This window comes from Pseudomonas fluorescens (assembly GCF_902498195.1).
GTDB classification, from domain to species: domain Bacteria; phylum Pseudomonadota; class Gammaproteobacteria; order Pseudomonadales; family Pseudomonadaceae; genus Aquipseudomonas; species Aquipseudomonas fluorescens_BU.
Map to the genome: position 1 here is coordinate 1,014,114 of NZ_CABVIY010000001.1, position 23,685 is coordinate 1,037,798.

The window sequence follows — 23,685 nt, forward strand, 5'->3', positions numbered from 1 at the left end:
CGCGGGCCTCAGGCTTTGTCAGTCAGGTTTTTGCCGATCATCCGCACCAGGACGATGGCCGCGATGTTGGCAATCACCACCGCAATCAAGCCGCCCGCGGAAGCCATGCCGACATCGAACTGCACCAGCGCCTGGTTGTAGATCAGGTAGGCGAGGTTGGTCGAGGCGTAGCCGGGGCCGCCATTGGTGGTGGTGAAGATTTCGGCGAACACCGAGAGCAGGAAGATGGTTTCGATCATCACCACCACCGCAATCGGACGCGCCAGGTGCGGCAGCGTCAGGTGCCAGAAGATCGCGATGGGCCCGGCACCGTCCAGGCGCGCGGCTTCTTTCTGTTCCTGGTCGAGGGACTGCATGGCGGTCATCAGGATCAGGATCGCGAAGGGCAGCCATTGCCAGGAAACAATGATGATGATCGACAGCAACGGGTAGTGCGCCAGCCAGTCCACCGGCTGCGCGCCGAACAGTTTCCAGACGTAGGCGAGGATCCCCGACACCGGATGGAAAATCAGGTTCTTCCAGATCAGCGCGCCGACGGTGGGCATGATGAAGAACGGCGAGATCAGCATGACCCGCACGATGCCGCGACCGAAAAACTCACTGGCCTCCAGCAGCGCGCTGATCAATACCCCCAGCACCACACTGATCAACAGCACGCTGCCCACCAGCAACAGGGTGTTGGTGGCCCCGGGCATGAAACCGGAGTCGGTCAGGAAGTAGCTGAAGTTCTCCAGCCCCACGAACTCGTTTTCGCCGGGGTAGAGCAGGTTGTAGCGGATCATCGAAAAGTACAGGGTCATGCCCAGCGGCACGATCATCCACAACAGCAGCAGCGCCACCGATGGGCTGACCAGGAACCAACCAGGATTGGCCAACCGGCTTTTACGCTGCGGTTGGGGGATGTCCATGTGAGCTTTGGCAGTTGAAGTAGTCATGGCATTCAGAACCGAGTCATACAGACCTGAGAAGATCCCATGTGGGAGCGGGCTTGCTCGCGAAGGCGTCGTGTCAGCCAATGCATGGGTCACTGATTAACCGTTTTCGCGAGCAAGCCCGCTCCCACATAAGGCGAGAGCGGTGAGGCTAAGGGTTACTTGGGATAACCCGCACGCTTCATTTCGCGCTCGGTGGTTTGCTGGGCCGCGGCCAGGGCCTGGTCGACCGTGGTCTGGCCGATCAGGGCCGCCGAGAACAGTTTGCCGACCTGGGTGCCCACCGCCTGGAACTCGGGAATGGTCACCAGCTGGATGCCGATGTACGGCACCGGACGCGCGCCTGGCTTGCTCGGGTCCGCCGCCTTGAGCGACTCCAGCGTGACCCTGGCGAACGGCGCCGCGCTCATGTACGCCTCGCTGTAGGTCGAGGCCCGGGTGCCTGGCGGCACGTTGGCGATGCCGTCGGTCTTGGCGACCAGTTCGCCGTACTCCCTGGAGGTCGCCCAGGCGCTGAAGGTTTTTGCCGCGTCCTTGGCCTTGGAGCTGGTCGGAATCGCCAATGCCCAGGAGTACAACCAGGCGGAGCCTTTGTCGGTGGTTTCATGGGGCGCGTAGGTGAAGCCGACGTGATCGCTGACCTTGCTCTGGGTCTTGTCGGTGACGAACGAGCCGGCGACGCTGGCATCGACCCAGATCGCGCATTTGCCGCTGTTGAACAGCGCCAGGTTTTCGTTGAAACCGTTGCTCGACGCCCCCGGAGGACCGGATTTTTTCATGGTGTCGACATAGAAATTCAGCGTGTTTTTCCATTCGGGGCCGTTGAATTCCGGTTGCCATTTCTCATCGAACCAGCGCGCGCCATAGGCATTGGCGACGGTGGTGATCAATGCCATGTTCTCGCCCCAGCCGGCCTTGCCCCGCAGGCAGATGCCGTACTGTTCTTTATCCTTGTTCGTGAGTTTGCTGGCGAATTCGCCGATCTGGGTCCAGGTCGGGCGCTCGGGCATGGTCAGGCCGGCGTCCTTGAACAGGTCGGTGCGGTAGTAGGTGATCGAGCTTTCGGCGTAGAACGGCAGGGCGTACAGCGAACCCTTGACCGACAGGCCTTCACGCACCGACGGGAACACATCGTCGAGGGCATAGCTGGCCGGCAAATCCTTCATCGGCTCCAGCCAACCCTTGGCACCCCACAGTGCGGCTTCGTACATGCCGATGGTCAACACATCGAACTGCCCGCCCTGGGTGGCAATGTCGGTGGTCAGGCGCTGGCGCAGCACGTTCTCTTCCAGGACCACCCAGTTGAGCTTGATCTCGGGATGCTCGGCCTCGAAGGTTTTCGAGAGCTTTTGCATGCGGATCATGTCGCTGTTGTTGACGGTGGCGATGGTCAGGGTCTGGGCGCCAAGGCTGACGCTGCTGAGGGTCATGCAGGTGAGGGCAAGCAGAGCTTTTACAGAAGGTTGCATCGTGCACTCCTTTTCTGCACCCGCAGGGATACAGAAGGACAGTTATTGTTTTTGTGTCTTCCGCATGCAGGAAGAATCTGCGCTGATTACAGCCTTCAATCGAGGACGAGACAAATCATCCATCACACTTGGATTGATACTTTTTTGCACTGGAGTTTGTAAGGGGAAACGCAGGGAAGGGGTTTTCAGCGATGGTGCGACTTCGAATCCGTACAGGTTTCAGGCTGCAAATGCAGCACGGGTGGGAGAGGGCTTGCTCGCGAAGACGGTGTGTCAGTTGATACCTGTATTGACTGACACGGCCTGTTCGCGAGCAAGCCCGCTCCCACATTTGATGGTGTTTAACCCAGGTTCTGCTCGGTCAGCCGCTGCACCACCAACCGCCGATAATGCGACGGCGTCATGCCCTTGAGCTGCTGGAAGCGTCGGTTGAAGTTGGAAATGTTGTTGAAGCCCGACTCGAAGCACACATCGGTCACCGGTTTGTCGCCATCGGCCAGCAACTCGCAGGACTTGCTGATACGCAGGCGATTGACGAATTCGATGAAGGTGCGCCCCGTGGCCTGCTTGAACACCCGGCTGAAGTAGGTCGCCTTCATGCCCAGGTGCTCGGCGACTTCCTCCAGCGTCAGGTCCCGGGCGTAGTGGGCGAAAATGTAATCCACCGCCCGGTTGGTGCGGTCGATGTTGTGCTCGTCCGCCAGTTGCGAGGTCGTTGCGCCGGAGAGCAACTGGTAATCGTCGCAGGCCGCCAACAACTCCAGCAGGATGAAAAAGTGCCCGAGCCGGGTCACGCCCTGGGTGTCGGCGATGCGCTGCATCAATTCCATCGCCTTGCGAATGGTGTGCTTGCTGCGAAACTCGATGCCGTATTGCGCACGCTCCAGCAACGGCGCCAGGGTCTTGAGTTCGGTGAACACCTGGTAGCCACTGTCGAACAACTCGTCGGTGAAGTTGACCAGCATGTCGCGCTTGGCCACCACCTCGTCTTCAGCCACCTGGCTGATCCAGTTGTGGGGCAGGTTGGGGCCGGTGAGGAACAGGGTTTCGGGGTAGAAGTTACCGATGTAGTCGCCGATAAATACCTTGCCGGAGCTGGCGACGATCAGGTGCAGTTCGTATTCCTTGTGGAAGTGCCAGCGCACCAGGGGGCAGGGGAAGCCATGCTGGCGATAGATGATGGATAACCCGTTGTGGTCGTCCATCAATTCGTAGGAAGGGTCGGTGACTCTGGCGGTACGGTTCATGTCAGGGCGCTTTTGTTGTTATCGCCGCCTGATCATGCCTCGTTCCGCCCCATCAACGCCAGCCGAGTGATCCCGCTCCTACGGGCGGTTTTTCGCCTCGATCCATTGCGACATGTATTGCGTGCTCTTGTGGTGGTGATGGCGCAACATGCTGCCGGTGAAGTTATCCCTTCTGATCGCTGGCAGATGTTGCAGGCACTGTTCGATCCGGGCGATCAAGGCCGGGCCATGTATGGCTTGCTGGTAACGCTTGGCCAACAGTTGTAGCCCCTGGGCCTGGGCATTCAGCCATCGATTCTTGTCTTGATGCAGTTGCACCGCGTTGTCGGCGAACGCACGGGCGGTCTGGGTGATCGCCCCCGGCCAGGGCTCCTCGCCATGCATCGCTTCCGCGCCAACCGGTGTGGTGACATTGGGCGTGCCACAGCGCATCGCATCGACAATCTTGCCTTTGACCCCCGCGCCGAAACGCAGGGGCGCCATGCACACCCGTGCGGCGGACATCACCTGCAAGGCGTCCTCCGCCCAGTTCATCACATGAAAACCCTGCGCCGGGTTATGCAGGGCTGTCGCCTTGGGCGGTGTGTAAGCGCCATAGATGTGCAGTTGCGCACCCGGCAGTTGCGCGCGGATCAGCGGCCAGATCGTGGTTTTCAACCAGAGCACCGCGTCCCAGTTCGGCGCATGGCGAAAGTTGCCGATATGCAGAAAGTGAGCGCGGTCTTCGAACGGCACGGGAGCCGTCGTAGGCAGATCGACCATCAGCGGACACCAGTGCAGCAGGTCGCGCGGCATTTTGAACTGCTCGACCAGCAACTCGATTTCCACGTCGGAAACCATCAGCGTCAAGTCGCAACGATAAAACGCGGCGATTTCCCGTTTGGCCAGGTCGGAATCGGCCATGTGTTCAAATTCTTCGCGCATTGCCGGTGCGAACAGCCCGGCAAAGTCATTGTTGTCATCACTGGCCTTCAAGCGCTCCTTGAGGCGTTGGTGCCGTTCCTGTCGCAGGCTTTGCAGGTCGCAACTTTCGAGCACACGCAACGCTTCGGGGCAATGCTTCTCGACCCGCCAGCCGAACTGTTCTTCCATCATGAATTGATCGAACAACACGATGTCAGGGGCCAGTTCCGTGATGAACCTGTCGAAACTGCTGTTGTTCAGCTCGATCGGCACTTCGCGAATGCCCAGGGCCGTCAGGTCGGCACGCTGCTCGCCGAAGCCGGCCGGGCTGCTGAAGGTGATGTCCCAGCCTTGTTGCAGGAACGCCTCGAGGATTTGCATCACATGCCCACTGGCCGCCGAGGATCGCGGTTCTGGCCAGACGTAGCCTATGACCAGGACTTTGGTGGAGTGGGGTTGATTCATGACGCAAATTCCTTGGAGCGGACGGAAGGCTGGGAAAAACGGGCGCATTAAATCACAGGCGGGGGGCGGGCGTTTGGCCGTCGGGCCAACGAGCGGCGAACTGTTCCAGCGCGCCGCCCGGAGAAATCTTCGACAGTTTGAGGCTATGCCTGTCAAGGACTCCCGTTTTACACAATTGGCTGGAAGTGGGTTATTTTCGCCCCTCGTGCCTTGTGGTTATTCAGCGACAGCTGATACCAGTCGACCCCTCGCTTCATGATGAGTACTTGAGTTGCATCGGAGAGTTCACCCGCAACGACCAGATCCGCAATTTTAACGTCCGTACAGCTCAATGACTTCGCCGCATTAAAGGCATCGAGTGTTCCGCCGGCGTTGCGCAGTTGTCGTGTGGCTTTGCCAGAGGTTTTCAAGCCTCGTCCCGTGATGAGTAATGCGCATTTTTTGGTCAGAGACCCACCTTTTTTCAGGAGGTCTGGAACACCATCCAGTGGATTGACCAGGCTCAAGGCAAAACTAGCCGTCACTCTGGCCAGTTTCAGGGATTTGGTCAGAAGGCTGCCGGATTTCAGGGCAATGCTGGCGAACTTTGTTGCAACCCCCGCTACCGATCCAACCACTGCCAATGCGTCCAGTGTGCAGCCCACTATCCCTGAGTTTCTACGGGAAGGGTCACCCGAAGTCAGATCTGCAATGCAACTTCTGAATGGAATGACCAGATTGAGAATAAGGTCCACATTTTCCTGACTGTTCTTTTTTGCCGCTTCAATGGGCGCAACGCCATAGCCTGCATTGTAGAGTTCGTCATAGGTCGCGGGGGGCGAATATTTAATGAGGTTGTCTACTAAGGTTTGGATGGTCTGCGAAAAGAAAATTTCCAGTGCGCTTCTGGTGGCGGGTGCGAGGCGCTCGGCCTCATAGGACTCCCATAGTTTCTCGACCACTACTTTATGGGTTACATTTTTAACCGGTTTGGTTCCGTTGAGGTACGCATTGATATCGAGCGGCCAGTCAAGGGCCTGTGTTTGCCACTGTTTTTCGTCCTTCTCAGCGGACTCTGTGGGTTCAAAATATTCGATTGCAGTTGCACCGAAAACGGAACGCAAGTCTGGGCGACTGTAGCATTCGGCTTGCAATGTAAACAGTTCGTAGTAATAAAGCTCCGATTTGTATTTGGCACAGAGGATGATGCCATAACGCCCCCTGTGTTTATCTCTGAGCCGTTGCGTTTCGTGGGTTGCCGCGTCGGAGAATTTTTTTCGTACGGTATAGAAACTGAGTTGGCCGTACTCGATACGGATTCGGTCACGTGCAGGCATTTTCGATATGGCAAGCTTCAATAATGTGCCAGTACCTGCCCGCAGATTTTTGAAGTAGTCGTCAAATTCCGATTTATACAAGTTTTCGATGTTCTGAAGTTCATGCAAGTGACGCTTGATCAGGTCAAGCATGCTCAGGTCATGGTTTGTGGTCACAGCCGTTGATAACGTGTTTCCTGTCAATCCTTCCTCGATAAGATCTCCAGACATGAATATTTCATGAATTGATATTGGGTCGCGATGGTGATAGTGGACGAACACTTTCCGGGTCAGGTACTGCTCATCTGGAATGACTCTTTTAAGCTCGTTTAGCGCCGTTTCTTCCCGGATGGGTAGTTGGGAATTCATTGCATTGCTGCATTGCTCCAACGCCTCGGTGTACTCGATGTAATAGGCCTGGGCCGATGTAAATTGCTCGCCCGAGTATTCGCCTGTCGCGCTGTAGGGGATAAGGCCATTCAAGGCGGCCCAATTCAGTATTGGGGTAATCACAGTCAAACCGAATAATTGCTCGGTGTGCTCGTCAAAGGCCCCGATGCCGGCATATGACTGAACCTGTTCGTAGGTCATGTTGCCCGACGAACCTGGTGCGATAGACTCGATTTTGGCAACCGCCAGACTGTGAACTACCCATAGGGGCGAACCTATAGTCAGTTCTTCCGGGATTTTTTGAACCAGGAATTCCGGCGCTACGTTGGCGATCAGGATGTAGGCGGCCAAGGGCGCTGAATTTACGCTGATGACTTGTTTGGCAATAAGGTGCTGTTCCAGTTCTAATAAAATTCGAGCGGGGGTTAACTCCAATCTTTCAGGCTTGTAAAGTTCATAGCCTAATACATCGCTCTTGCTTTCGAGCACACTGGTTTCAGGATCAAGGTTTAGCAGGATAGCTGTCATGAGCAGCAGTTGGAGATCGTCGGGGGATGGCGTTTCTCCCGACCGAGTGCCGTACCATCCCAGGGCTTCAAGGTAGCCCTTCGCCCAGATGTTCCCATTAACACTGTTCAGCAGAGTATTGATGTGTTGTAGGGGGGAGAATCTCAGTGAATCAATCGCTGTGCCAATGACTTCTTCGACCAAACGATCAAGTAGATGACCGGTATTGCGTGAGCCAAATGAATGGGTTAGGGCCTGTATTTGCTGGCGCTGTGCTGGGGAAAGTTCTGTGGGGTAGAGGCCCGGGTCTTTGAGCAGTTCGAACCTGTTCTCCGTTACAGATAACGCCAGGTGGTCGAGTTTGATAAGGTCAAGGAAGTTTTGTAGATGCTGGACCGTAGAGGGTAAGGGGTGTCCATAGAATCGTAGCCACTGCTCGACATTGATGTCGCCAGCGCTGGAAATATATCCGCCAGCCTCGTCTGCATAACCGCTGAGTTCATCCAGGTGTTGGTTGAGAATTTCGTTTTCCGTAAGAAGATCGTCAATTTGCATGGGGGTGTCCTCCACCCATACATGCATGTTCTTCTTTGAGTCACAGACATATTCAGCGGTGTCGGGTAGATGAGAAAGCTCATTCAGGCTCAGGAATTCGGTACTTTGCAACAGTGCATTCAGTCTGGATTGGCCTGCTCGATGAGCCATCTGTAGCGAACTTTCGTGGGTGCTTGAAACGATCAGGTTGGACAGTACAAATTCTGCATTGGTGTCGGGTGGGTCGGCCAAGTATCTTTGGAGTCCTGCGATAACTAATAGTTTTTCTGATTTATTGTTGTCCAGTAGGCTTTGTATATCGGCTTGCAAGGTTTCAATGGTCGATGGTTTGCGGTGGTCGTATTGGCTGGTGTTCATCTGTAAGTCCTTTTCTGATGATTTGACAAGTAAGCTCAAGGCGAATAAGTGCGAAAAGAAGACTAGGTGTAATAATGTTCAATTGGCGAGATGATATGTTGTGCTTTTTATTACGTGGTCAGGCGTTGCTGCGATTTGGCAATTAACCGCCGAAAATAGAAACATTGAGAGGGATGTTTGCAAAAAGCGAGCGAATTGACCGGGACAATGTTCAATACTGGCTTGCAGGAGCCTATCGAGACGTGAGCAGTAAACATGCCTGAACAGGTCAATATAATCAGGCCAGTGTCGCGGGGTACCGGCAGGCGACCTGGCACTGAATATCATGGGTTTACTGTCGAGCGTTCAGGTGACTGACGCTGCGGAGCTTCTCACTCGAGGATGCTTTTGACCTTGTCCCGCAATTGATCAATGGAAAACGGTTTTCCAATCACATGCATGCCCTCGGGCACCTCAATGCTTTCGGCATAGCCGCTGGCGAACAGGATCGGCAGTTGGGGGCGCAGTGAGCGCGCCAGGGTGGCCAGTTCGCGTCCGTCCATGATCGGCAGGCCGACATCGGTCATCATCAGGTCGATGAGCTGGTTCTCGTCCTTGAGGAATTCCAGTGCCTGCTCGCTGCCATCGGCTTCCAGTACGTTGAACTCCAGTTCCTCCAGCACATCGACAATCAGCATGCGCACAATGGAATCGTCTTCGACGACGAGGATGATGGAGGCGGTGGCAGGCATAGTGGGTTTCTCGACAATGGATGAGCGGTGGTCGGTCGATCGATATCGCCGACCCTACTGCATGAGTAAGTGGCGGATCCCGACAAGTTCCCGGTGCGCTATAAAAAGAATAAGGAAAGGATAACCGCTCCGTAGGCTTCAGAGCAGGCGAATGTAGGACTAAGAGCCGAAACGCGTGAGAAAATTGGATCAATGCGTCGGTTTTGGGGCAAACTCCTTGTTTTTCACCCGTTCAACAAGGCTTGATTATGACCTCCGTGTCTTCGGTTGATGAGCAACGATTCCGTAAACTCCTGAGCCGCAACATCAGCCTGCCGTTGGGCGTTGGCGCCATCAGTGCGGTTTTTTTCGTTTCGCTGATCCTGTATCTGCTGTCGACGATCCAGTGGGTCGAGCACACGGACCGGGTGATCAATAACACCAATGAAGCGGTCAAGCTGACGGTCGACCTGGAAACCGGCATGCGCGGTTTCCTGCTCAGTGGCGACGACAAGTTCCTCGAACCCTACGAAACGGCCAAGCCGCGCATCGAAGTCGTGCTCAACACGCTGCTCGAACTGACCGCCGACAACCCGGTGCAGACTGATCGCTTGCACCGGTTGCAGGCCTTGCAGGGCGAGTGGGCCAGCTACGCGCAAACCATGATCGATTTGCAGCGAGCCAGCGGTGACTACCGCGGCGCGGTGCGGGCCGGCAAGGGCAAGCGCCTGACGGACGAGATCCGCCGGCAATTCGAAGACGTGATCGACATGGAGCAGCAGTTGCGCGCCACGCGCAACGAAGAAGTGCGTCGCACCACTGTCTGGAGCATCGCCCTTTATCTGGTGTTCATCGCCGCGATCAGCGGGTTGCTCGCTTACATCGGGCGCCGCGACCTGCTGAATCTGTCGCAAAACTACGCCAGCAACCTGGCCGCGCAACAGGCCAGTGCCACCCGGCTTGAGCGCCAGGCCTGGCTGCGCAACGGCCAGACCGAGCTGGCCGAGCAAGTGCTGGGGCAGCTGTCGCTGAATCTGCTGGGCCGCAATATTTTGCAATTCTGTGCGCAGTACCTGGGCAGCGCAGTGGCGGCCATTTATGTCCGCGAGGAACACGGTGGCCTGCGCCGCGTGGCGTCTTACGGCTTCTCCCGTGAACAGGAAGCGCTGGATCAACAGATCTATAACGAAGAGGGTATCGTCGGCCAGGTCGCGCAGCAGGCGCGGCTGATTCGCCTGGACAGCGTGCCGGGCGACTACTTCAAGGTCAGCTCCGGGCTCGGCGAAGGGTTGCCGTGCAGCGTGCTGGTGGTGCCGACCAGCGACGACGACCGGGTCAACGGCGTTATCGAGCTGGGCTTCCTGCGCCCGCTGGACGAGCGTGACATCGAGTTGCTCGAACTGATCGCCGGCAACATCGGCACCTCCATCGAGGCTGCGCGTTATCGCCAGCGCTTGCAGGAAGTGCTGGCGGAAACCCAGCAACTCAATGAAGAGCTGCAGGTGCAGCAGGAAGAACTCAAGACCGCCAACGAAGAGCTCGAAGAGCAGTCGCGGATTCTCAAGGAATCCCAGGCCCACCTGGAAACCCAGCAGGTGGAGCTTGAGCAGACCAACGAGCAACTGGCCGAACAGGCCGAGATCCTCGCCGAGCAGCGCGACGCCATGGACCTCAAGAACACTGAACTCAATCAGGCCCAGGCCCAGCTCGAAGAGCGCGCCGATGAGTTGCAGCGCTCAAGCAAGTACAAGTCGGAATTCCTCGCCAACATGTCCCACGAACTGCGCACGCCGTTGAACAGTTCGCTGATCCTGGCCAAGTTGCTCGCGGAAAACCCCCAGGAAAACCTCAGCGCCGAACAGGTCAAGTTTGCCGAGTCGATCTATTCCGCCGGCAACGACCTGCTCAACCTGATCAACGACATCCTCGACATTTCCAAGGTCGAGGCCGGCAAGCTGGAAATCCGCCCGGAAAACACCAGCGTGGCGCGGCTGGTGGACGGCCTGCGCGGGATGTTCGAGCCGCTGGCGGCGGATAAACAGTTGCAGTTCCATGTCGATTTGCAGGACGGCTCGCCGGCCATGCTGTTCACCGACCGCCAGCGCCTGGAGCAGGTGATCAAGAACCTGCTGTCCAACGCGGTGAAATTCACCGAAAAAGGCACGGTCAGCCTCAGCGTGGCCACGGCGCCAAACGACGGCATTGCCTTCATCGTCCGCGATTCCGGGATCGGCATTGCCGAAGACCAGCAGGACAGCATTTTCGAAGCCTTCCGCCAGGCCGACGGCACCACCAATCGCCGTTACGGCGGCACCGGGCTGGGCCTGTCGATTTCCCGCGACCTGGCGGCGCTGCTCGGCGGTTCCATCAATGTGACAAGCACACCGGGGCAGGGCAGTGTGTTTACCCTGGTGTTGCCGCAAGAGTACGTCGAGTCGGATGAAGTGCGCGTTGAACCGCTGCGGGCGCCGCCAGCAGTGCCAGCGCCGAGCGTCGTGACTACCCAATTGAAGCCATTGATCGCCGACGTCGATATTCCGCGTTTCAACGATGACCGCGCCAAGGCGCCCTTTACCACCCGCTGCATCCTGGTGGTGGAAGACGAGGCGAACTTTGCGCACATCCTCTTCGACCTGGCCCATGAGCTGGGTTATCAGTGCCTGGTGGCCCACGGTGCCGACGAAGGCTACGACCTGGCCCGGCAATTCCTGCCCGATGCCATTTTGCTGGACATGCGCCTGCCGGACCATTCCGGCCTGACCGTGCTGCAACGCCTGAAGGAACACGCCGAGACCCGGCACATCCCGGTGCATGTGATTTCGGTCGAGGACCGGGTGGAAGCGGCGATGCACATGGGGGCCGTGGGGTATGCGGTCAAGCCGACTACCCGTGAAGAGCTCAAGGACGTGTTCGCCCGCCTGGAAGCCAAGCTGACCCAGAAGGTCAAGCGCGTGCTGCTGGTGGAAGACGACGATTTGCAGCGCGACAGCATTTCCCGGTTGATCGGCGACGATGACATCGAAATCACTGCCGTCGGCTTCGCCCAGGAAGCCCTAGACCTGCTGCGCACGACGATTTTCGACTGCATGATCATCGACCTCAAGCTGCCGGACATGCTCGGCGGTGACTTGCTCAAGCGCATGTCCACCGAGGAAATCTGCTCGTTCCCGCCGGTCATCGTCTACACCGGACGCAACCTGACCCGGGACGAAGAGGCGGAACTGCGCAAGTACTCCCGCTCGATCATCATCAAGGGCGCGCGCTCGCCCGAGCGCTTGCTCGACGAGGTCACACTTTTTCTGCACAAAGTCGAATCCCGGCTGTCCCATGACCGGCAGACCATGCTCAAGACCGCCCGCAGCCGCGACAAGGTGTTCGAGGGGCGCAAGGTGCTGCTGGTGGATGACGACGTGCGCAATATCTTTGCCCTCACCAGCGCGCTGGAGCAAAAAGGCGCCGTCGTGGTCATTGGCCGCAACGGGCGTGAGGCGATTGATCGCTTGAACGAAGTCGAAGACATCGATCTGGTGTTGATGGACGTGATGATGCCGGAAATGGACGGCTTCGAAGCCACCCTGGAAATCCGCAAGGACCCGCGCTGGCGCAAGCTGCCGATCATTGCGGTGACGGCCAAGGCCATGAAGGACGATCAGGAGCGCTGCCTGCAAGCGGGCGCCAACGATTACCTGGCCAAGCCCATCGACCTGGACCGGCTGTTTTCGCTGATCCGCGTGTGGCTACCGAAAATGGAACGTATCTAGTGGAAAGCCTTTAGTGGAAAAGAACACCGAAATCGAACTGCGGTTGCTGATCGAGGCGATCTACCTCAAGTACAGCTACGATTTTCGCGATTACTCCGGCGCGTCCATCAAGCGCCGGGTCAGCCACGCGTTGAGCCAGTTCGAGTGCAACACCATTTCGGCGCTGCAGGAAAAGGTCCTGCACGACCCGACCGCGTTCATGCAGCTGCTGCAATTGCTGACGATTCCGGTCAGCGAGATGTTCCGCGACCCTTCGCACTTCCTGGCGATTCGCCAGGAAGTGGTGCCGCTGCTCAAGACCTACCCGTCGATCAAGATCTGGATTGCCGGTTGCAGCACCGGTGAAGAGGTCTATTCCATGGCCATCCTGCTGCGTGAGGAAGGCCTGCTCGATCGCACCATCATTTACGCCACCGACATCAATCCGCGCTCGCTGGAAAAGGCCAAGCAAGGGATTTTCTCGATGGAGAACGTGCGCGCCTACACTGCTAATTACCAGCAGGCGGGTGGCCAGCGAGCGTTTTCCGACTATTACACCGCGGCCTACGGCTACGCGATTTTCGACAAGTCACTGTGTGAAAACGTGACCTTCGCCGACCATAGCCTGGCCACGGACAGTGTATTTTCAGAAACTCAATTAATTTCGTGTCGTAACGTATTGATTTACTTTAATAAAAGCTTGCAGGATCGCGCGTTCGGACTGTTTCACGAGTCATTGTGCCACCGGGGCTTCCTGGTCCTGGGCAGCAAGGAAACCCCGGATTTTTCGTCCTTCGGCAATCAGTTCGAACCGTTGGTCAAACAAGAACGGATCTACCGCAAATCATGAACGGTGCAACAGGTTTGCCTGCCATAGAAGCGATCGTGATCGGTGCCTCGGCCGGGGGCGTCGAGGCGCTGCTGAGCATTCTCGGGCCGCTGCGCGAAGGCTTCGGGTTGCCGATCATCGTGGTCCTGCACCTGCCGAACGAGCGCCGCAGCCAGTTGACTGAAGTGTTCAGCAGGCGGGTAGCCCTGCCGGTGCTGGAGGCCACTGACAAGACCCCGATCGAAGCCGGCACCCTGTATTTCGCCGCGCCCGGTTATCACCTGTCGGTGGAGCTGGACCGCAGCTTTTCCCTGAGCCTGGAAGACCGCGTGCATTACTCGCGACCGGCCATTGACTACCTGTTCGAATCGGCGGCCGATGCCTATGGCCCGAAACTGGCCGCGGTGCTGCTGACCGGCGCCAATCGCGATGGCGCCCATGGCCTGGCGCAGGTCAAGCGCCATGGCGGATTGACGGTCGTGCAGGACCCGGACGAGGCCCAGGTCGCGACCATGCCCCAGGCGGCGCTGGACATTCATCAACCCGACCACATTCTCACTGTCCGCGGCATCGGCCGCTTGCTTGTCGAGCTGGAACGAATCGCATGCTAAGTAATATCCAGGCCAAACTGCTGATCGTCGACGATCTGCCGGAGAATCTGTTGGCACTCGAAGCGCTGATCAAGCGCGAAGACCGTACCGTGTTCAAGGCGCAATCGGCCGACGAAGCCTTGTCGCTGCTGCTGCAACACGAATTCGCCATGGCCATTCTCGATGTGCAGATGCCCGGCATGAATGGCTTTGAACTGGCCGAGCTGATGCGTGGCACGGAAAAGACCAAGAACATTCCCATTGTGTTCGTCAGCGCCGCCGGCCGTGAGCTGAACTATGCGTTCAAGGGCTATGAAAGTGGCGCCGTGGACTTCCTGCACAAACCGCTGGATATCCATGCGGTCAAGAGCAAGGTCAATGTGTTCGTCGAGCTGTACCGCCAGAGCAAGGCCATGAAACAGCAGGTGGAAGCGCTGGAGCAGAGCCGTCGCGAACAGGAAGCGTTGCTGGCGCAGTTGCAGAGTACGCAGCGGGAACTGGAACAGGCGGTGCGCATGCGCGATGACTTCATGTCCATTGTCGCCCACGAGGTGCGCACGCCACTCAATGGCCTGATTCTCGAAACCCAGCTGCGCAAGATGCACCTGGCGCGCGATAACGCCGCCGCGTTTACCCTCGACAAAATGCACGCCATGGTCGACCGCGACGAACGGCAGATCAAAAGCCTGATCCGCCTGATCGAAGACATGCTCGATGTGTCGCGCATTCGCACCGGCAAACTGTCGATCCGGCCATCGTGCTTCGACCTGACGGTGCTCGTTCGTGCCTTGTTACAAAATTTCGCCCCACAGATCGATGCCGCCGAAGCCTCTGTTTCCCTGGACGCCGAGCAGCCGGTAGTCGGCAATTGGGACGAATTCCGTATTGAACAGGTAATTTCCAATCTGTTGACCAACGCCTTGCGCTACGGTGCCAAGAGTCCGATTCAGGTGAAGGTGTACAGTGAGAACGCTGAGGCGCGGGTGGAAGTGCGCGATTTCGGGATTGGCATCAGCGAAGAAAACCAGCAACGGATTTTCCAGCAGTTCGAGCGGGTGTCGGCCAAGCATGCCGTCGCCGGACTGGGCCTGGGGTTATTTATTTCCGAACAGATAGTGACCGCCCATGGCGGCACCATTACCGTCGAAAGCCGGATTGGCGAAGGCGCCCTGTTTCGCGTTTGTCTGCCGCTGTAGGAAAACAGCCAGAAAAACGCAACCTCTGAACGACCCCACGGTCGTATCAGCAGCTATTGACCGAACAAAGGCTTCCCATGAGTGAAGATGCACAAGATGTAGTCCTCGTCGTCGAGGACGAGCCAGTGATCCTGATGGTGCTGACCGATTACCTGTCGGGCCAGGGGTATCGTGTGCTACAGGCGGAAAACGGCGAACAGGCCTTCGAGATTCTCGCCAGCAAGCCCCATCTGGATATGTTGATTACCGATTATCGCCTGCCGGGCGGTATCTCCGGGGTGCAGATCGCCGAACCCGCGGTCAAGCTGCGCCCGGACCTCAAGGTGATTTTCATCAGCGGCTATGCGAAGGAAATCCGCGAGACCGGCAGCCCGATCACGCTGAAGGCGCCGATCCTGGAAAAACCGTTCGACCTGGATGTGTTGCAGGACATCATGCAGGACCTGCTTTCGTAACAACCGTTGCAAGCACTGTAGGCGCTGTCGAGTGCAACGAGGCTGCGATCCTTTGATCTTGCTCAACAATCAATAGATCGCAGCCTCGTTGCACTCGGCAGCTCCTACACAGGGTGTTGCCACGCTCCTGGTGGGCATTCAGATCCGGATCATCTCCCGCACCTTCGCCGTCAACAGGTCGAAGGTGAACGGCTTGGTGATCATCTGCATGCCCGAATCCAGGAAGCCACCGCGCACCGCCGCGTGCTCGGCGTAGCCGGTGATGAACAGCACCTTGAGCCCGGGCCGGTATTGCCGGCCGATTTCCGCCAGTTGCCGGCCATTCATGCCGGGCAGGCCCACGTCGCTGATCATCAGGTCGATGCGTTGCCCCGAATCGAGAATCGGCATCGCGCCGTCCGCATCGCCGGCCTCGACAAAGGCGTAGCCCAGCTCGCTCAGTACCGAACTGACCAGCACCCGCACCGCCGGATCATCCTCGACGATCAGCACCGTTTCGCCGTTGCGGGCGAACAGCGGGTGCGGGTTGTCCACCGGCAGGTCCTGCGGCACATCGCCGCCGAAACGCGGCAGGTACAGGCTCACGGTGGTGCCTTTGCCAACTTCGCTCTCGATGGCGACATGGCCGCCCGATTGCTTGGTGAAGCCATAGATCATCGACAACCCCAGCCCCGTGCCCTGGCCGATGGGCTTGGTGGTAAAGAACGGGTCGAACGCGCGGTTGATGGTGGTTTGCGGCATGCCACAACCGCTGTCGGTCACGCTGAGCACCACGTAATCGCCCGGATCGAGATTGCTTTGCAGGTCGGTGAAGTCGGCGTCCAGATGCCGGTTGGAGGTGCTCACCACCAGGCGGCCGCCATCGGGCATGGCGTCGCGGGCATTGATCACCAGGTTGAGCAGGGCGCTTTCCAGTTGGTTGGGATCGGCCTCGGCCACCCACAATTGCTCGCATAATTGCATGTCCAGGCGAATGCTTTCGTCGATGCTGCGTTGCAACAGTTCGCCCATGGACACCACCAGCGCGTTCATCTCCACGGGTTTGGAGTCCAGCGACTGGCGGCGGGAAAACGCCAGCAGGCGGTGCGTCAGGCCCGCCGCGCGGTTGGCGGACGTCACGCCGAGGTCGATCAGACTGTCCAGGTCTTCAAGACGCCCCCGGGCCAGACGCCGGCGCAGCAACTCCAGGCTGCCGATGATGCCGGTCAGCATATTGTTGAAGTCGTGGGCGATGCCCCCGGTCAGCTGGCCGACCGCTTCCATTTTCTGCGACTGGCGCAGCACTTCCTCGTTGTGGCGCAACTGCGCGGTGCGCTCTTCAACCTGTTGTTCCAGGGTTTCCAGGGTGGTTTGCAGGCGCTGTTCGCTTTCACTCAAATCGATCAGCCGGTCCCTGGCTTCGTACTGTCGTCGGCGTCCGCGCAGGGCGGTGGTCACCAGGCTGATCAGGGTGACCGGATGAAAGGGCCGCTCGAGAAAAGTGACGTTGCCCAGTTGCGGGCCGAAACGCGAGGCCGGGTTGTGTTCCGGGCCGCCATGGTGCGTGAGCAGGACGATCGGCAAGTCGGACCACGCCGGCTGCTGCTCAATCAATCCGAGCAATGGCTCAAGGTCATGGCCCAGCAGGGCTTCGGAAGACACCAGCAACAGGCCGGCGCCTTGCTCCAGTTCGCTGCAAAGCTCGGGCAGGCTTCGACTGATGACGCCGTCGAACCCTGCCTCATTGAGCATCATCAGCGCGATCTGGCTGTCGCGACCCAGCGGCGCGAGGATGATCGCACGCTCCGATGTCGCCTTTTGCAGCATCACGGGTGTTCATCCGCGAGCAGGGGCATGCTCGCACCGTGATAGGTCGGCACCCCGCGCAGTACGCCCTGGAAAGCTTCCAGCGGTTCGCCGATGGTCATGCCCTGCGAGCTGATGCGGTATTCACGGATGGTCGACTCATGGCTGCCGGTACGTTTCTTGATGATCGAAATGGCCCGGCGCACCTTGCCCAGCGCTTCGAAGTAGCGCAGCAGGATGACCGTGTCGGCCAGGTAGGTAATGTCCACTGGCGCCTGCATATCGCCGACCAGTCCATGCTGGGCCACGGTCATGAAGGTCGCGGCGCCTTTGCGATTGAGGTACAGCAGCAACTCGTGCATGTGCAGCACCAGGGCATTTTCTTCAGGCATGGCCGCCTGATAGCCGTTGATACTGTCGATCACCACGGTCTTGATATCGGCCTGGTCCACGCAGCGCCGTACCCGGTGGGAAAACTCGCCGGGGGACAGTTCGGCCGCATCGACCTGTTCGATCATCAGGTTGCCGGTGTCTTGCAGCGCCTGCAGGTCGATGCCCAGGTTTTTCATGCGTTCGAAGAGCAAGCCCAGCTCTTCGTCGAAAATGAACAGCGCGGCTTTTTCGCCCCGGGCCACGGCGGCGGCGGCGAAGACCATCGATATCAGGGATTTGCCGGTGCCGGCCGGGCCGAGGATCAAGGTGCTGGACCCGGTCTCGATGCCGCCGCCGAGCAGCGCGTCCATTTCCCGGATGCCGCTGGTCAACTGCTGCCGCAGGTAGGCACCGCGGTGTTCGGCGGCGACCAGCCGGGGGAACACGTGCACGCCATCGGCCATGATGGTGAAGTCATGAAAGCCGCCGCGGTACTTCTGTCCCCGGTACTTCACCACGCGGATACGCCGGCGTTCGGCGCCGTAATTGGGCGTCAGCTCCTCCAGGCGAATCACCCCGTGGGCCACGCTGTGTACGGTTTTGTCGAGGGATTCGGTGGTCAGGTCGTCCAGCAGCAGCACCGTGGCGTCGTAACGCACGAAATAGTGCTTGATCGCCAGGATCTGTCGGCGATAACGCAGGGAGCTCTGGGCCAGCAAACGGATCTCCGACAGGCTGTCGAGGACCACGCGGGTAGGCTTGACCCGCTCGACCACTTCAAAAATCTGCTTGGTGGCTTCGCCTAACTCCAGGTCGGAGGAGTACAGCAGCGTCTGCTGTTGCTCGGCATTGAGCAGGCTTTCCGGCGGGGTCAGCTCGAAGATGTAGACGTTCTCAGGAAGCTCCCAGCCGTGGGAACGGGCGCCTTGACGCAGTTCGCGCTCGGTTTCGGACAGGGTGATGTACAACAAGCGTTCGCCCGCACGGGCGCCAGCCAACAGAAAGTGCAGTGCAACGGTGGTCTTGCCGGTTCCTGGCTCGCCCTCCAGCAGGAACACATGGCCACGGGACAGTCCACCGTCAAGAATGTCGTCGAGACCTTCGATACCGGTGGCGGCTTTAACGCTGATGAACTCGTTGGATGTAGACAAAGAATGCCCTCTCATGACCAGGGGAAACGAGGCAGCCGGCGCAATGAGCCTTAACGGGCTGCCTGTTCACTTGACCTTTGGTCGCGACGAGCGTTCAACCTTTTGTGTTCAGATGTGTATTTGCACGCACAAGCAAAAGATCGCAGCCTTCGGCAGCTCCTACAGGGGAATGCGTACTCCTGTAGGAGCTGCCGAAGGCTGCGATCTTTAATTTCAAAGGCCCTGCTGGAGCGCAGGATCGTCCGGATTGAGCTGTTCAAGCTGCGCCAGCAGAATCTGCACATTCTGCAACTGGCCACTTTCCTTCCAGTAATTGATCAACAGCACCCGGGCCCTGCGGTCATTGGGATGACGCTGGACGATTTCCTGCAACTGTTTCTGCGCCGCCTCCAGCTCCTGCTCGCCATGCAGCGTGGTGGCCAGGTCATAGCGGTAATCCTTGTTATCCGGCTCAAGCTCCACGGCCTTGGACAGGCCGAGCAGGGCAAACTCGCTTTGTCCGTGGTGCAGCAACCAGAGCCCCAGGGCATGTTGCAGATAGGCGGAATCGGGTTGCGCCTTCAGCTGTTTGGCCAATAGCTGACGGGCCGCTTCACTCTGGCCCTGTCTGTCGAGTACCTCGATCTGCATCACCAGCGCCGGCAGGTTGTCGGGGGCCAGGCGCAAGGTGTGGTCGAGTTCCTGTTGTGCCTCTTTCAATTCGGCATTGTGCAAATGCAGGCGGGCCAGCTGATAGTGATTGTCGGCGCTTTCCGGGGCGTTTTTCAGCACTTGCTGCCAGGCGTCGATGGCCTGCTCCAGCGGCCCGAAATACAAACCCAGGTCATCTGGCGACAAGCCCAGCAGCGCATTGACGGCGGCCAGCCGCACGTTTTGATCGCCGTCGTCGAGCATCGGCCCCAGCAACAGGCTGCGCTGGCCGCTGGGCACCAGGCCGCTGACGCTTTTGATCGCGGCAATGCGCACCTCTGGCGCCTCGTGCTGCAAGTCCGCGTCCGCCAGTTTAAGGGCCACGGAGCTGGGGTAATTGGGCAGTTCGGCATGCAGCCAGACGCGCCGCTTGGGCGAAATGTCCGGGCGGGCCAATTGCTGGTAAAGCACCCGTGCAGCGCCCGGTTGGCCGTTGCGGGCCTGGGCCAGCGCTTCGCTGTAACCACGCTTGATCGCCTCCGGCACCACCGGTGCGGTGCTGCGCAGGAAAAACCACGCAAGGCCGACGACCAGCAAGGCGCAGAAGCTGATGAGCACATAACGGCGGGACTTGGGCATGCAGAATCCGGGGCTGGCAATCTTTTGCAAAGTGAGCAGCTTCGGTCAGGCAGGGCCGTGAGTCAAACCTTGACTTCGAAACCTGTCGAGCGACCCCGGCAGTGACTACGCTTGCTGGATAACAGTCCACGAGCGTTTCCATGCAAGCGCTGCTGCAGTATTTCAAGGCGATCATCCACCCCGGCCCCGGGGTGTTGCTGTTCGCCTTGAGAACCATCGCCGCCGGTCTGCTGACCCTGTACCTGGCCTTCGTGTTCGACCTCGACCAGCCCAAATGGTCGATCATGGCCGTGGTCATCGTCAGCCAGCCCCTGGCCGGCATGACGCTGGCCCGCAGTTTTGGCCAGGTCATCGGCACCACCCTGGGGGCGGTGGTGGCGGTGGTGATCATGGCGATCTTCCCCCAGGCGCCGGTGCCGTTCCTGATTACCCTGTCTCTTTGGCTGGCGCTGTGTACCGCGGGCGGCACGCTGCTGCGCTACACCAGTTCCCAGGCGTTCGTGCTCAGCGGCTACACGGCGGTGGTGGTCGGATTGCTGGCGGTGCCCGATCAGGACGGCACCTTCCTGCTGGCCGTGACCCGCGTGACCGAGACGCTGCTGGCGGTGGCCTGCGTGTGTGTCGTCAGCCTGCTGACCGCGCGCCCGGAAGCGGTGGCCAAGGATTACTTCGCCCGGATCGATCAGGTGATCAAGCTGCTGGCCACCCACGCCAGCGCGGTGATTCGCACCGAGGAAAGCGAGGCCGACTTCCATCGGCGGCAAATGCAGCTGCTGGGGCAGATCAGCGCGCTGGAGGGGGTGCGCCGGCATTTGTACTACGACGCGCCGCGTTTGCGCGAAGCCGACGATCTGGTGCAGTTGCTCGGCAACCAGCTGCTGCTGCTCACGGCGCGGCTCACTGCATTGCGCCATCAGCGCGAACTGTTGCTCGAACGCTGGCAGGGCAAGATCCCCGAGGAAATCCAGCATTTGCTCACCGAGGAGCTGGTGTTCCTCGACGAACTGGCCCGGCAGGGGCGCGCGCTGTCCAGCGAGCAGCGGCATCAGTTTGCGGCGCTGCAACAGCGTTTCGACGCACTGGCTTACCGTGCCGAACAGCTCACCGAACCCTTGAAGCCCACCTTGCGCTCGCTGTCATGGTCTTTGCGCTGGGAACAGGCGCGCATGCTCCAGCAGCTGGAAACGATTCTGGAGCTGAGCGATGCCATCCAGAGCGGGCGCAAGGCCAGCAGCCTGTATCGCGGCAAGGCCAATCCGTTGCACCTGGATTTCACCCTGGCGGCCATGAATGCCATCCGCGCCTATTGCGCATTGATGGTGGCGGGCCTGATCTGGATCGAAACCGGTTGGGACGGCGCCCGGGGCGGGATGATTGTGGCGGGTATTCTCTGCTCGCTGATGGCGACGTTCCCCCGGCCACTGTTGGCGGCGCAAAGCTATGCCCGGGGGCTTGGCCTGGCGCTGGTGGTGTCGGCGGTGCTGCAGTTCGCGCTGGTGCCGATGATCAGCAGTTTCGAGCTGCTGGCCCTGTTGCTGGCGCCGTTGCTCTATGCCGTCGCGGTGGGGCTGTCCAGCCCGCCGACCACGGGCACGGGGATTGGCCTGGGGCTGTCGACGTTTTTATTGCTGGGCCCGACCAATACCGGGATAGGGCAGAACAGCGCGATCCAGTGGTTCGAGTTTGCCGGCGCCTACGTCTGTGCCGCCACCCTGGCGTTGAGTGTGTACGCCTTGATTTTCCCCTTCCGGCCCGGGTTGCGCATACGCCGCCTGCATCAGGAAAACTGCGAGCAGGTCTACGCCTTGCTGAAAATCCCGGCCACCGATGAAAACCAGTTCGCCTTCGAGAGCCGCATGGTCGACCGCCTGACCATGATGCTGGGGCTGCTGCCTGCCATCCAGGACGAGAAATCCCGCGAACTGTTCCAGGTCAGCCTGGGCTGCCTGGCCCTGGGCATCGCCCTCAATCAGCTGCGGCAACAGGCGCAAAACAACGCATTGCTGAGCCCCTCGACGCAAACCCGGCTGTCGAACACCGTTCGCGAAACCGGGCGGCTGGTGGCCGGACGGCCCGACGTCGGCGTGGACAGTGTGCTCGCCAACCTGCACGCCCTGGGCGATGAACTGGACACGTTGCACTCCAGCGTCCATGAACACTTGTGGTCGGTGTTTCGCATGCGCGTGGCGTTGTTGATCGTGGTGTCGTTCCTGGAACGTCACCGTGGCCACTTCGAACCTGACCCCTTGCAAGGAGAACCGACGCTTGCCCATTGATCTTGAAATAGGCGGGGTCTACCTGCCGCCGATTGCCCAGGCGCTGCTGCTGGGCCTGCCGGTTTTCCTGGTGCTGGACTGGGTCCTGCGGCGCCTGGGCGTGTTGCAGTTCGTCTGGCATGAAGCCTTGTTCGAAGGGGCGTTGTACGTTTGCGTGTGCGCGACCCTGATTCTGGTGATGGGAGCCTGATGCCTTGAAGAAGATCCTTGCCCAACTCTGCACCGTGGCGGTGGTGGTGCTGGCCTTTGTCCTCGGCTGGTTTGCCTGGGAACACTACACCCGCGCGCCCTGGACCCGGGATGCTCGGGTGCGTGCCGATGTGGTGACCCTGTCCGCCGACGTCGCGGGGCGCATCGTGAGCCTTGGCGTGCAGGACAACCAGCATGTGGAGAAGGGCCAGTTGCTGCTGGAAATCGATCCCTCGCGCTACGCCCTGGCGGTGGACCACGCCAGGCGTTCGGTGGAAGTGGCCAAAGCCTCGCTGGGGCAATCGGAAGCGGCCATCGTCGCCAGCCAGGCGCTGCTGCGCCAGCGTCAAAGTGAAGAGCGCCGGCGCCGCACGCTCAAGGAGCGCTCGGCGATTTCCGGCGAAGAGTGGGAAAAATCCAGTACCGAGGTGTCGGTGGCCCAGGCTGATCTGTTGCGCAATCAGGCCAACCTGGGGTTTGCCCAGGCCAACGTGCAACTGGCCATCGCCGCGCTGGCCGAGGCCGAGCATGACCTGGAGCGCACCCGGGTCGAATCGCCGGTCAGCGGCTATGTCACCAATCTGCTGACCCGCCAGGGTGACTACGCGACGGCGGGCGGTCCGCTGGTGGCGCTGGTGGACAGCGACTCGTTTTATGTCAGTGGTTACTTCGAGGAAACCAAGCTGCCGCGCATCGACGAGGGCGATCGGGTCGACATCGAATTGATGAGTGGCGAGCGTTTTGGCGGCACCGTGCAAAGCATCGCCTTTGCCATCGCCGACCGTGAAAACCTGCCGGGCGGGCGTTTGCTGGCCAACATCAACCCCAGCTATACCTGGGTCAAACTGGCGCAGCGGGTGCCGGTGCGGATACGGATCGATGCCGACTATGCCGGCAAGGACAAGCTGCGGGCCGGCACAACCGCTACCGTAACCGTCCATCAAACCCCGAATTCCCCGTAGGAGCTGCCGAAGGCTGCGATCTTTTGATTTTGATCTTAAAA

General features: G+C 59.4%; 17 protein-coding genes. 8 read left to right on the plus strand and 9 right to left on the minus strand.

What is annotated here, in order from left to right; translation table 11 throughout:
- Window positions 1–8 precede the first annotated feature (8 nt).
- From F8N66_RS04720 to F8N66_RS04750, 6 genes are all read right to left on the minus strand, one after another.
- Window positions 9–908, minus strand: a complete 900-nt coding sequence (locus F8N66_RS04720; RefSeq protein ID WP_224790443.1) for a carbohydrate ABC transporter permease — start codon at window positions 906–908, stop codon at window positions 9–11.
- Window positions 909–1,090: 182 nt separating this feature from the next.
- Entirely contained in the window at window positions 1,091–2,401 is a 1,311-nt protein-coding gene (locus tag F8N66_RS04725) for an ABC transporter substrate-binding protein (RefSeq protein ID WP_150769065.1), read from the minus strand.
- 341 nt (window positions 2,402–2,742) lie between these two features.
- A complete protein-coding gene (locus tag F8N66_RS04735) occupies window positions 2,743–3,648 on the minus strand; it encodes an AraC family transcriptional regulator (RefSeq protein WP_150769067.1) in 906 nt (301 codons plus the stop codon).
- Window positions 3,649–3,726: 78 nt separating this feature from the next.
- On the minus strand, window positions 3,727–5,016 hold the full coding sequence (locus tag F8N66_RS04740) for a glycosyltransferase (RefSeq protein WP_150769068.1): 1,290 nt from the start codon (window positions 5,014–5,016) through the stop codon (window positions 3,727–3,729).
- 167 nt (window positions 5,017–5,183) lie between these two features.
- Window positions 5,184–8,120 carry a hypothetical protein gene (locus tag F8N66_RS04745; protein WP_150769069.1) on the minus strand — a complete coding sequence of 979 codons (2,937 nt, stop codon included), beginning with the start codon at window positions 8,118–8,120 and terminating at the stop codon, window positions 5,184–5,186.
- Between the two features lie 371 nt (window positions 8,121–8,491).
- Window positions 8,492–8,851, minus strand: coding sequence for a response regulator (locus F8N66_RS04750; protein ID WP_150769070.1), 360 nt, complete (start codon window positions 8,849–8,851; stop codon window positions 8,492–8,494).
- Between the two features lie 248 nt (window positions 8,852–9,099).
- Here F8N66_RS04750 and F8N66_RS04755 point away from each other — a divergent pair, with 248 nt between their 5' ends.
- The 5 genes from F8N66_RS04755 (at window position 9,100) to F8N66_RS04775 (ending at window position 15,640) form a co-directional block, all read left to right on the plus strand.
- Complete coding sequence (locus tag F8N66_RS04755; protein WP_150769071.1) at window positions 9,100–12,591, plus strand: response regulator; 3,492 nt, start codon at window positions 9,100–9,102, stop codon at window positions 12,589–12,591.
- A gap of 13 nt (window positions 12,592–12,604) precedes the next feature.
- Window positions 12,605–13,420 carry a CheR family methyltransferase gene (locus F8N66_RS04760; protein WP_150769072.1) on the plus strand — a complete coding sequence of 272 codons (816 nt, stop codon included), beginning with the start codon at window positions 12,605–12,607 and terminating at the stop codon, window positions 13,418–13,420.
- A complete protein-coding gene (locus tag F8N66_RS04765) occupies window positions 13,417–14,010 on the plus strand; it encodes a chemotaxis protein CheB (RefSeq protein ID WP_150769073.1) in 594 nt (197 codons plus the stop codon). Before F8N66_RS04760 ends, F8N66_RS04765 begins: the two co-directional genes overlap by 4 nt.
- Window positions 14,004–15,185: a hybrid sensor histidine kinase/response regulator gene (locus F8N66_RS04770; RefSeq protein WP_150769074.1), complete on the plus strand. Its 1,182-nt coding sequence runs from the start codon at window positions 14,004–14,006 to the stop codon at window positions 15,183–15,185. The genes F8N66_RS04765 and F8N66_RS04770 overlap by 7 nt, the downstream gene beginning before the upstream one ends.
- A gap of 77 nt (window positions 15,186–15,262) precedes the next feature.
- Window positions 15,263–15,640 (plus strand): response regulator, encoded by a 378-nt coding sequence (locus F8N66_RS04775; protein WP_110963035.1) that lies wholly within the window; start codon window positions 15,263–15,265, stop codon window positions 15,638–15,640.
- 138 nt (window positions 15,641–15,778) lie between these two features.
- Here the strand turns inward: F8N66_RS04775 and F8N66_RS04780 are convergent, their stop codons facing one another.
- The 3 genes from F8N66_RS04780 to F8N66_RS04790 all read right to left on the minus strand — a co-directional run bounded on the left by F8N66_RS04780 (window position 15,779) and on the right by F8N66_RS04790 (window position 20,217).
- Entirely contained in the window at window positions 15,779–17,446 is a 1,668-nt protein-coding gene (locus F8N66_RS04780) for an ATP-binding protein (RefSeq protein WP_412070719.1), read from the minus strand.
- Window positions 17,446–18,948 (minus strand): ATPase domain-containing protein, encoded by a 1,503-nt coding sequence (locus F8N66_RS04785; protein WP_150769076.1) that lies wholly within the window; start codon window positions 18,946–18,948, stop codon window positions 17,446–17,448. The genes F8N66_RS04780 and F8N66_RS04785 overlap by 1 nt, the downstream gene beginning before the upstream one ends.
- A gap of 213 nt (window positions 18,949–19,161) precedes the next feature.
- On the minus strand, window positions 19,162–20,217 hold the full coding sequence (locus F8N66_RS04790) for a tetratricopeptide repeat protein (RefSeq protein WP_150769077.1): 1,056 nt from the start codon (window positions 20,215–20,217) through the stop codon (window positions 19,162–19,164).
- A gap of 140 nt (window positions 20,218–20,357) precedes the next feature.
- Here F8N66_RS04790 and F8N66_RS04795 point away from each other — a divergent pair, with 140 nt between their 5' ends.
- From F8N66_RS04795 to F8N66_RS04805, 3 genes are read left to right on the plus strand one after another with little or no spacing between them, the layout of a single operon-like run.
- Window positions 20,358–22,493, plus strand: a complete 2,136-nt coding sequence (locus F8N66_RS04795) for an FUSC family protein (RefSeq protein ID WP_150769078.1) — start codon at window positions 20,358–20,360, stop codon at window positions 22,491–22,493.
- Window positions 22,483–22,683: a DUF1656 domain-containing protein gene (locus F8N66_RS04800; protein WP_150769079.1), complete on the plus strand. Its 201-nt coding sequence runs from the start codon at window positions 22,483–22,485 to the stop codon at window positions 22,681–22,683. Before F8N66_RS04795 ends, F8N66_RS04800 begins: the two co-directional genes overlap by 11 nt.
- Window positions 22,684–22,687: 4 nt before the next feature.
- Window positions 22,688–23,644 (plus strand): HlyD family secretion protein, encoded by a 957-nt coding sequence (locus F8N66_RS04805; protein WP_150769080.1) that lies wholly within the window; start codon window positions 22,688–22,690, stop codon window positions 23,642–23,644.
- Window positions 23,645–23,685 lie beyond the last annotated feature (41 nt).

Excerpts from the sequence above, each read along its gene's own strand:
- F8N66_RS04720 (WP_224790443.1), bottom strand. The coding sequence starts at position 908 with ATGGACATCCCCCAACCGCAGCGTAAAAGCCGGTTGGCCAATCCTGGT.
- F8N66_RS04725 (WP_150769065.1), bottom strand. The coding sequence starts at position 2,401 with ATGCAACCTTCTGTAAAAGCTCTGCTTGCCCTCACCTGCATGACCCTC.
- F8N66_RS04735 (WP_150769067.1), bottom strand. The coding sequence starts at position 3,648 with ATGAACCGTACCGCCAGAGTCACCGACCCTTCCTACGAATTGATGGAC.
- F8N66_RS04740 (WP_150769068.1), bottom strand. The coding sequence starts at position 5,016 with ATGAATCAACCCCACTCCACCAAAGTCCTGGTCATAGGCTACGTCTGG.
- F8N66_RS04745 (WP_150769069.1), bottom strand. The coding sequence starts at position 8,120 with ATGAACACCAGCCAATACGACCACCGCAAACCATCGACCATTGAAACC.
- F8N66_RS04750 (WP_150769070.1), bottom strand. The coding sequence starts at position 8,851 with ATGCCTGCCACCGCCTCCATCATCCTCGTCGTCGAAGACGATTCCATT.
- F8N66_RS04755 (WP_150769071.1), top strand. The coding sequence starts at position 9,100 with ATGACCTCCGTGTCTTCGGTTGATGAGCAACGATTCCGTAAACTCCTG.
- F8N66_RS04765 (WP_150769073.1), top strand. The coding sequence starts at position 13,417 with ATGAACGGTGCAACAGGTTTGCCTGCCATAGAAGCGATCGTGATCGGT.
- F8N66_RS04770 (WP_150769074.1), top strand. The coding sequence starts at position 14,004 with ATGCTAAGTAATATCCAGGCCAAACTGCTGATCGTCGACGATCTGCCG.
- F8N66_RS04775 (WP_110963035.1), top strand. The coding sequence starts at position 15,263 with ATGAGTGAAGATGCACAAGATGTAGTCCTCGTCGTCGAGGACGAGCCA.
- F8N66_RS04780 (WP_412070719.1), bottom strand. The coding sequence starts at position 17,446 with ATGCTGCAAAAGGCGACATCGGAGCGTGCGATCATCCTCGCGCCGCTG.
- F8N66_RS04790 (WP_150769077.1), bottom strand. The coding sequence starts at position 20,217 with ATGCCCAAGTCCCGCCGTTATGTGCTCATCAGCTTCTGCGCCTTGCTG.
- F8N66_RS04795 (WP_150769078.1), top strand. The coding sequence starts at position 20,358 with ATGCAAGCGCTGCTGCAGTATTTCAAGGCGATCATCCACCCCGGCCCC.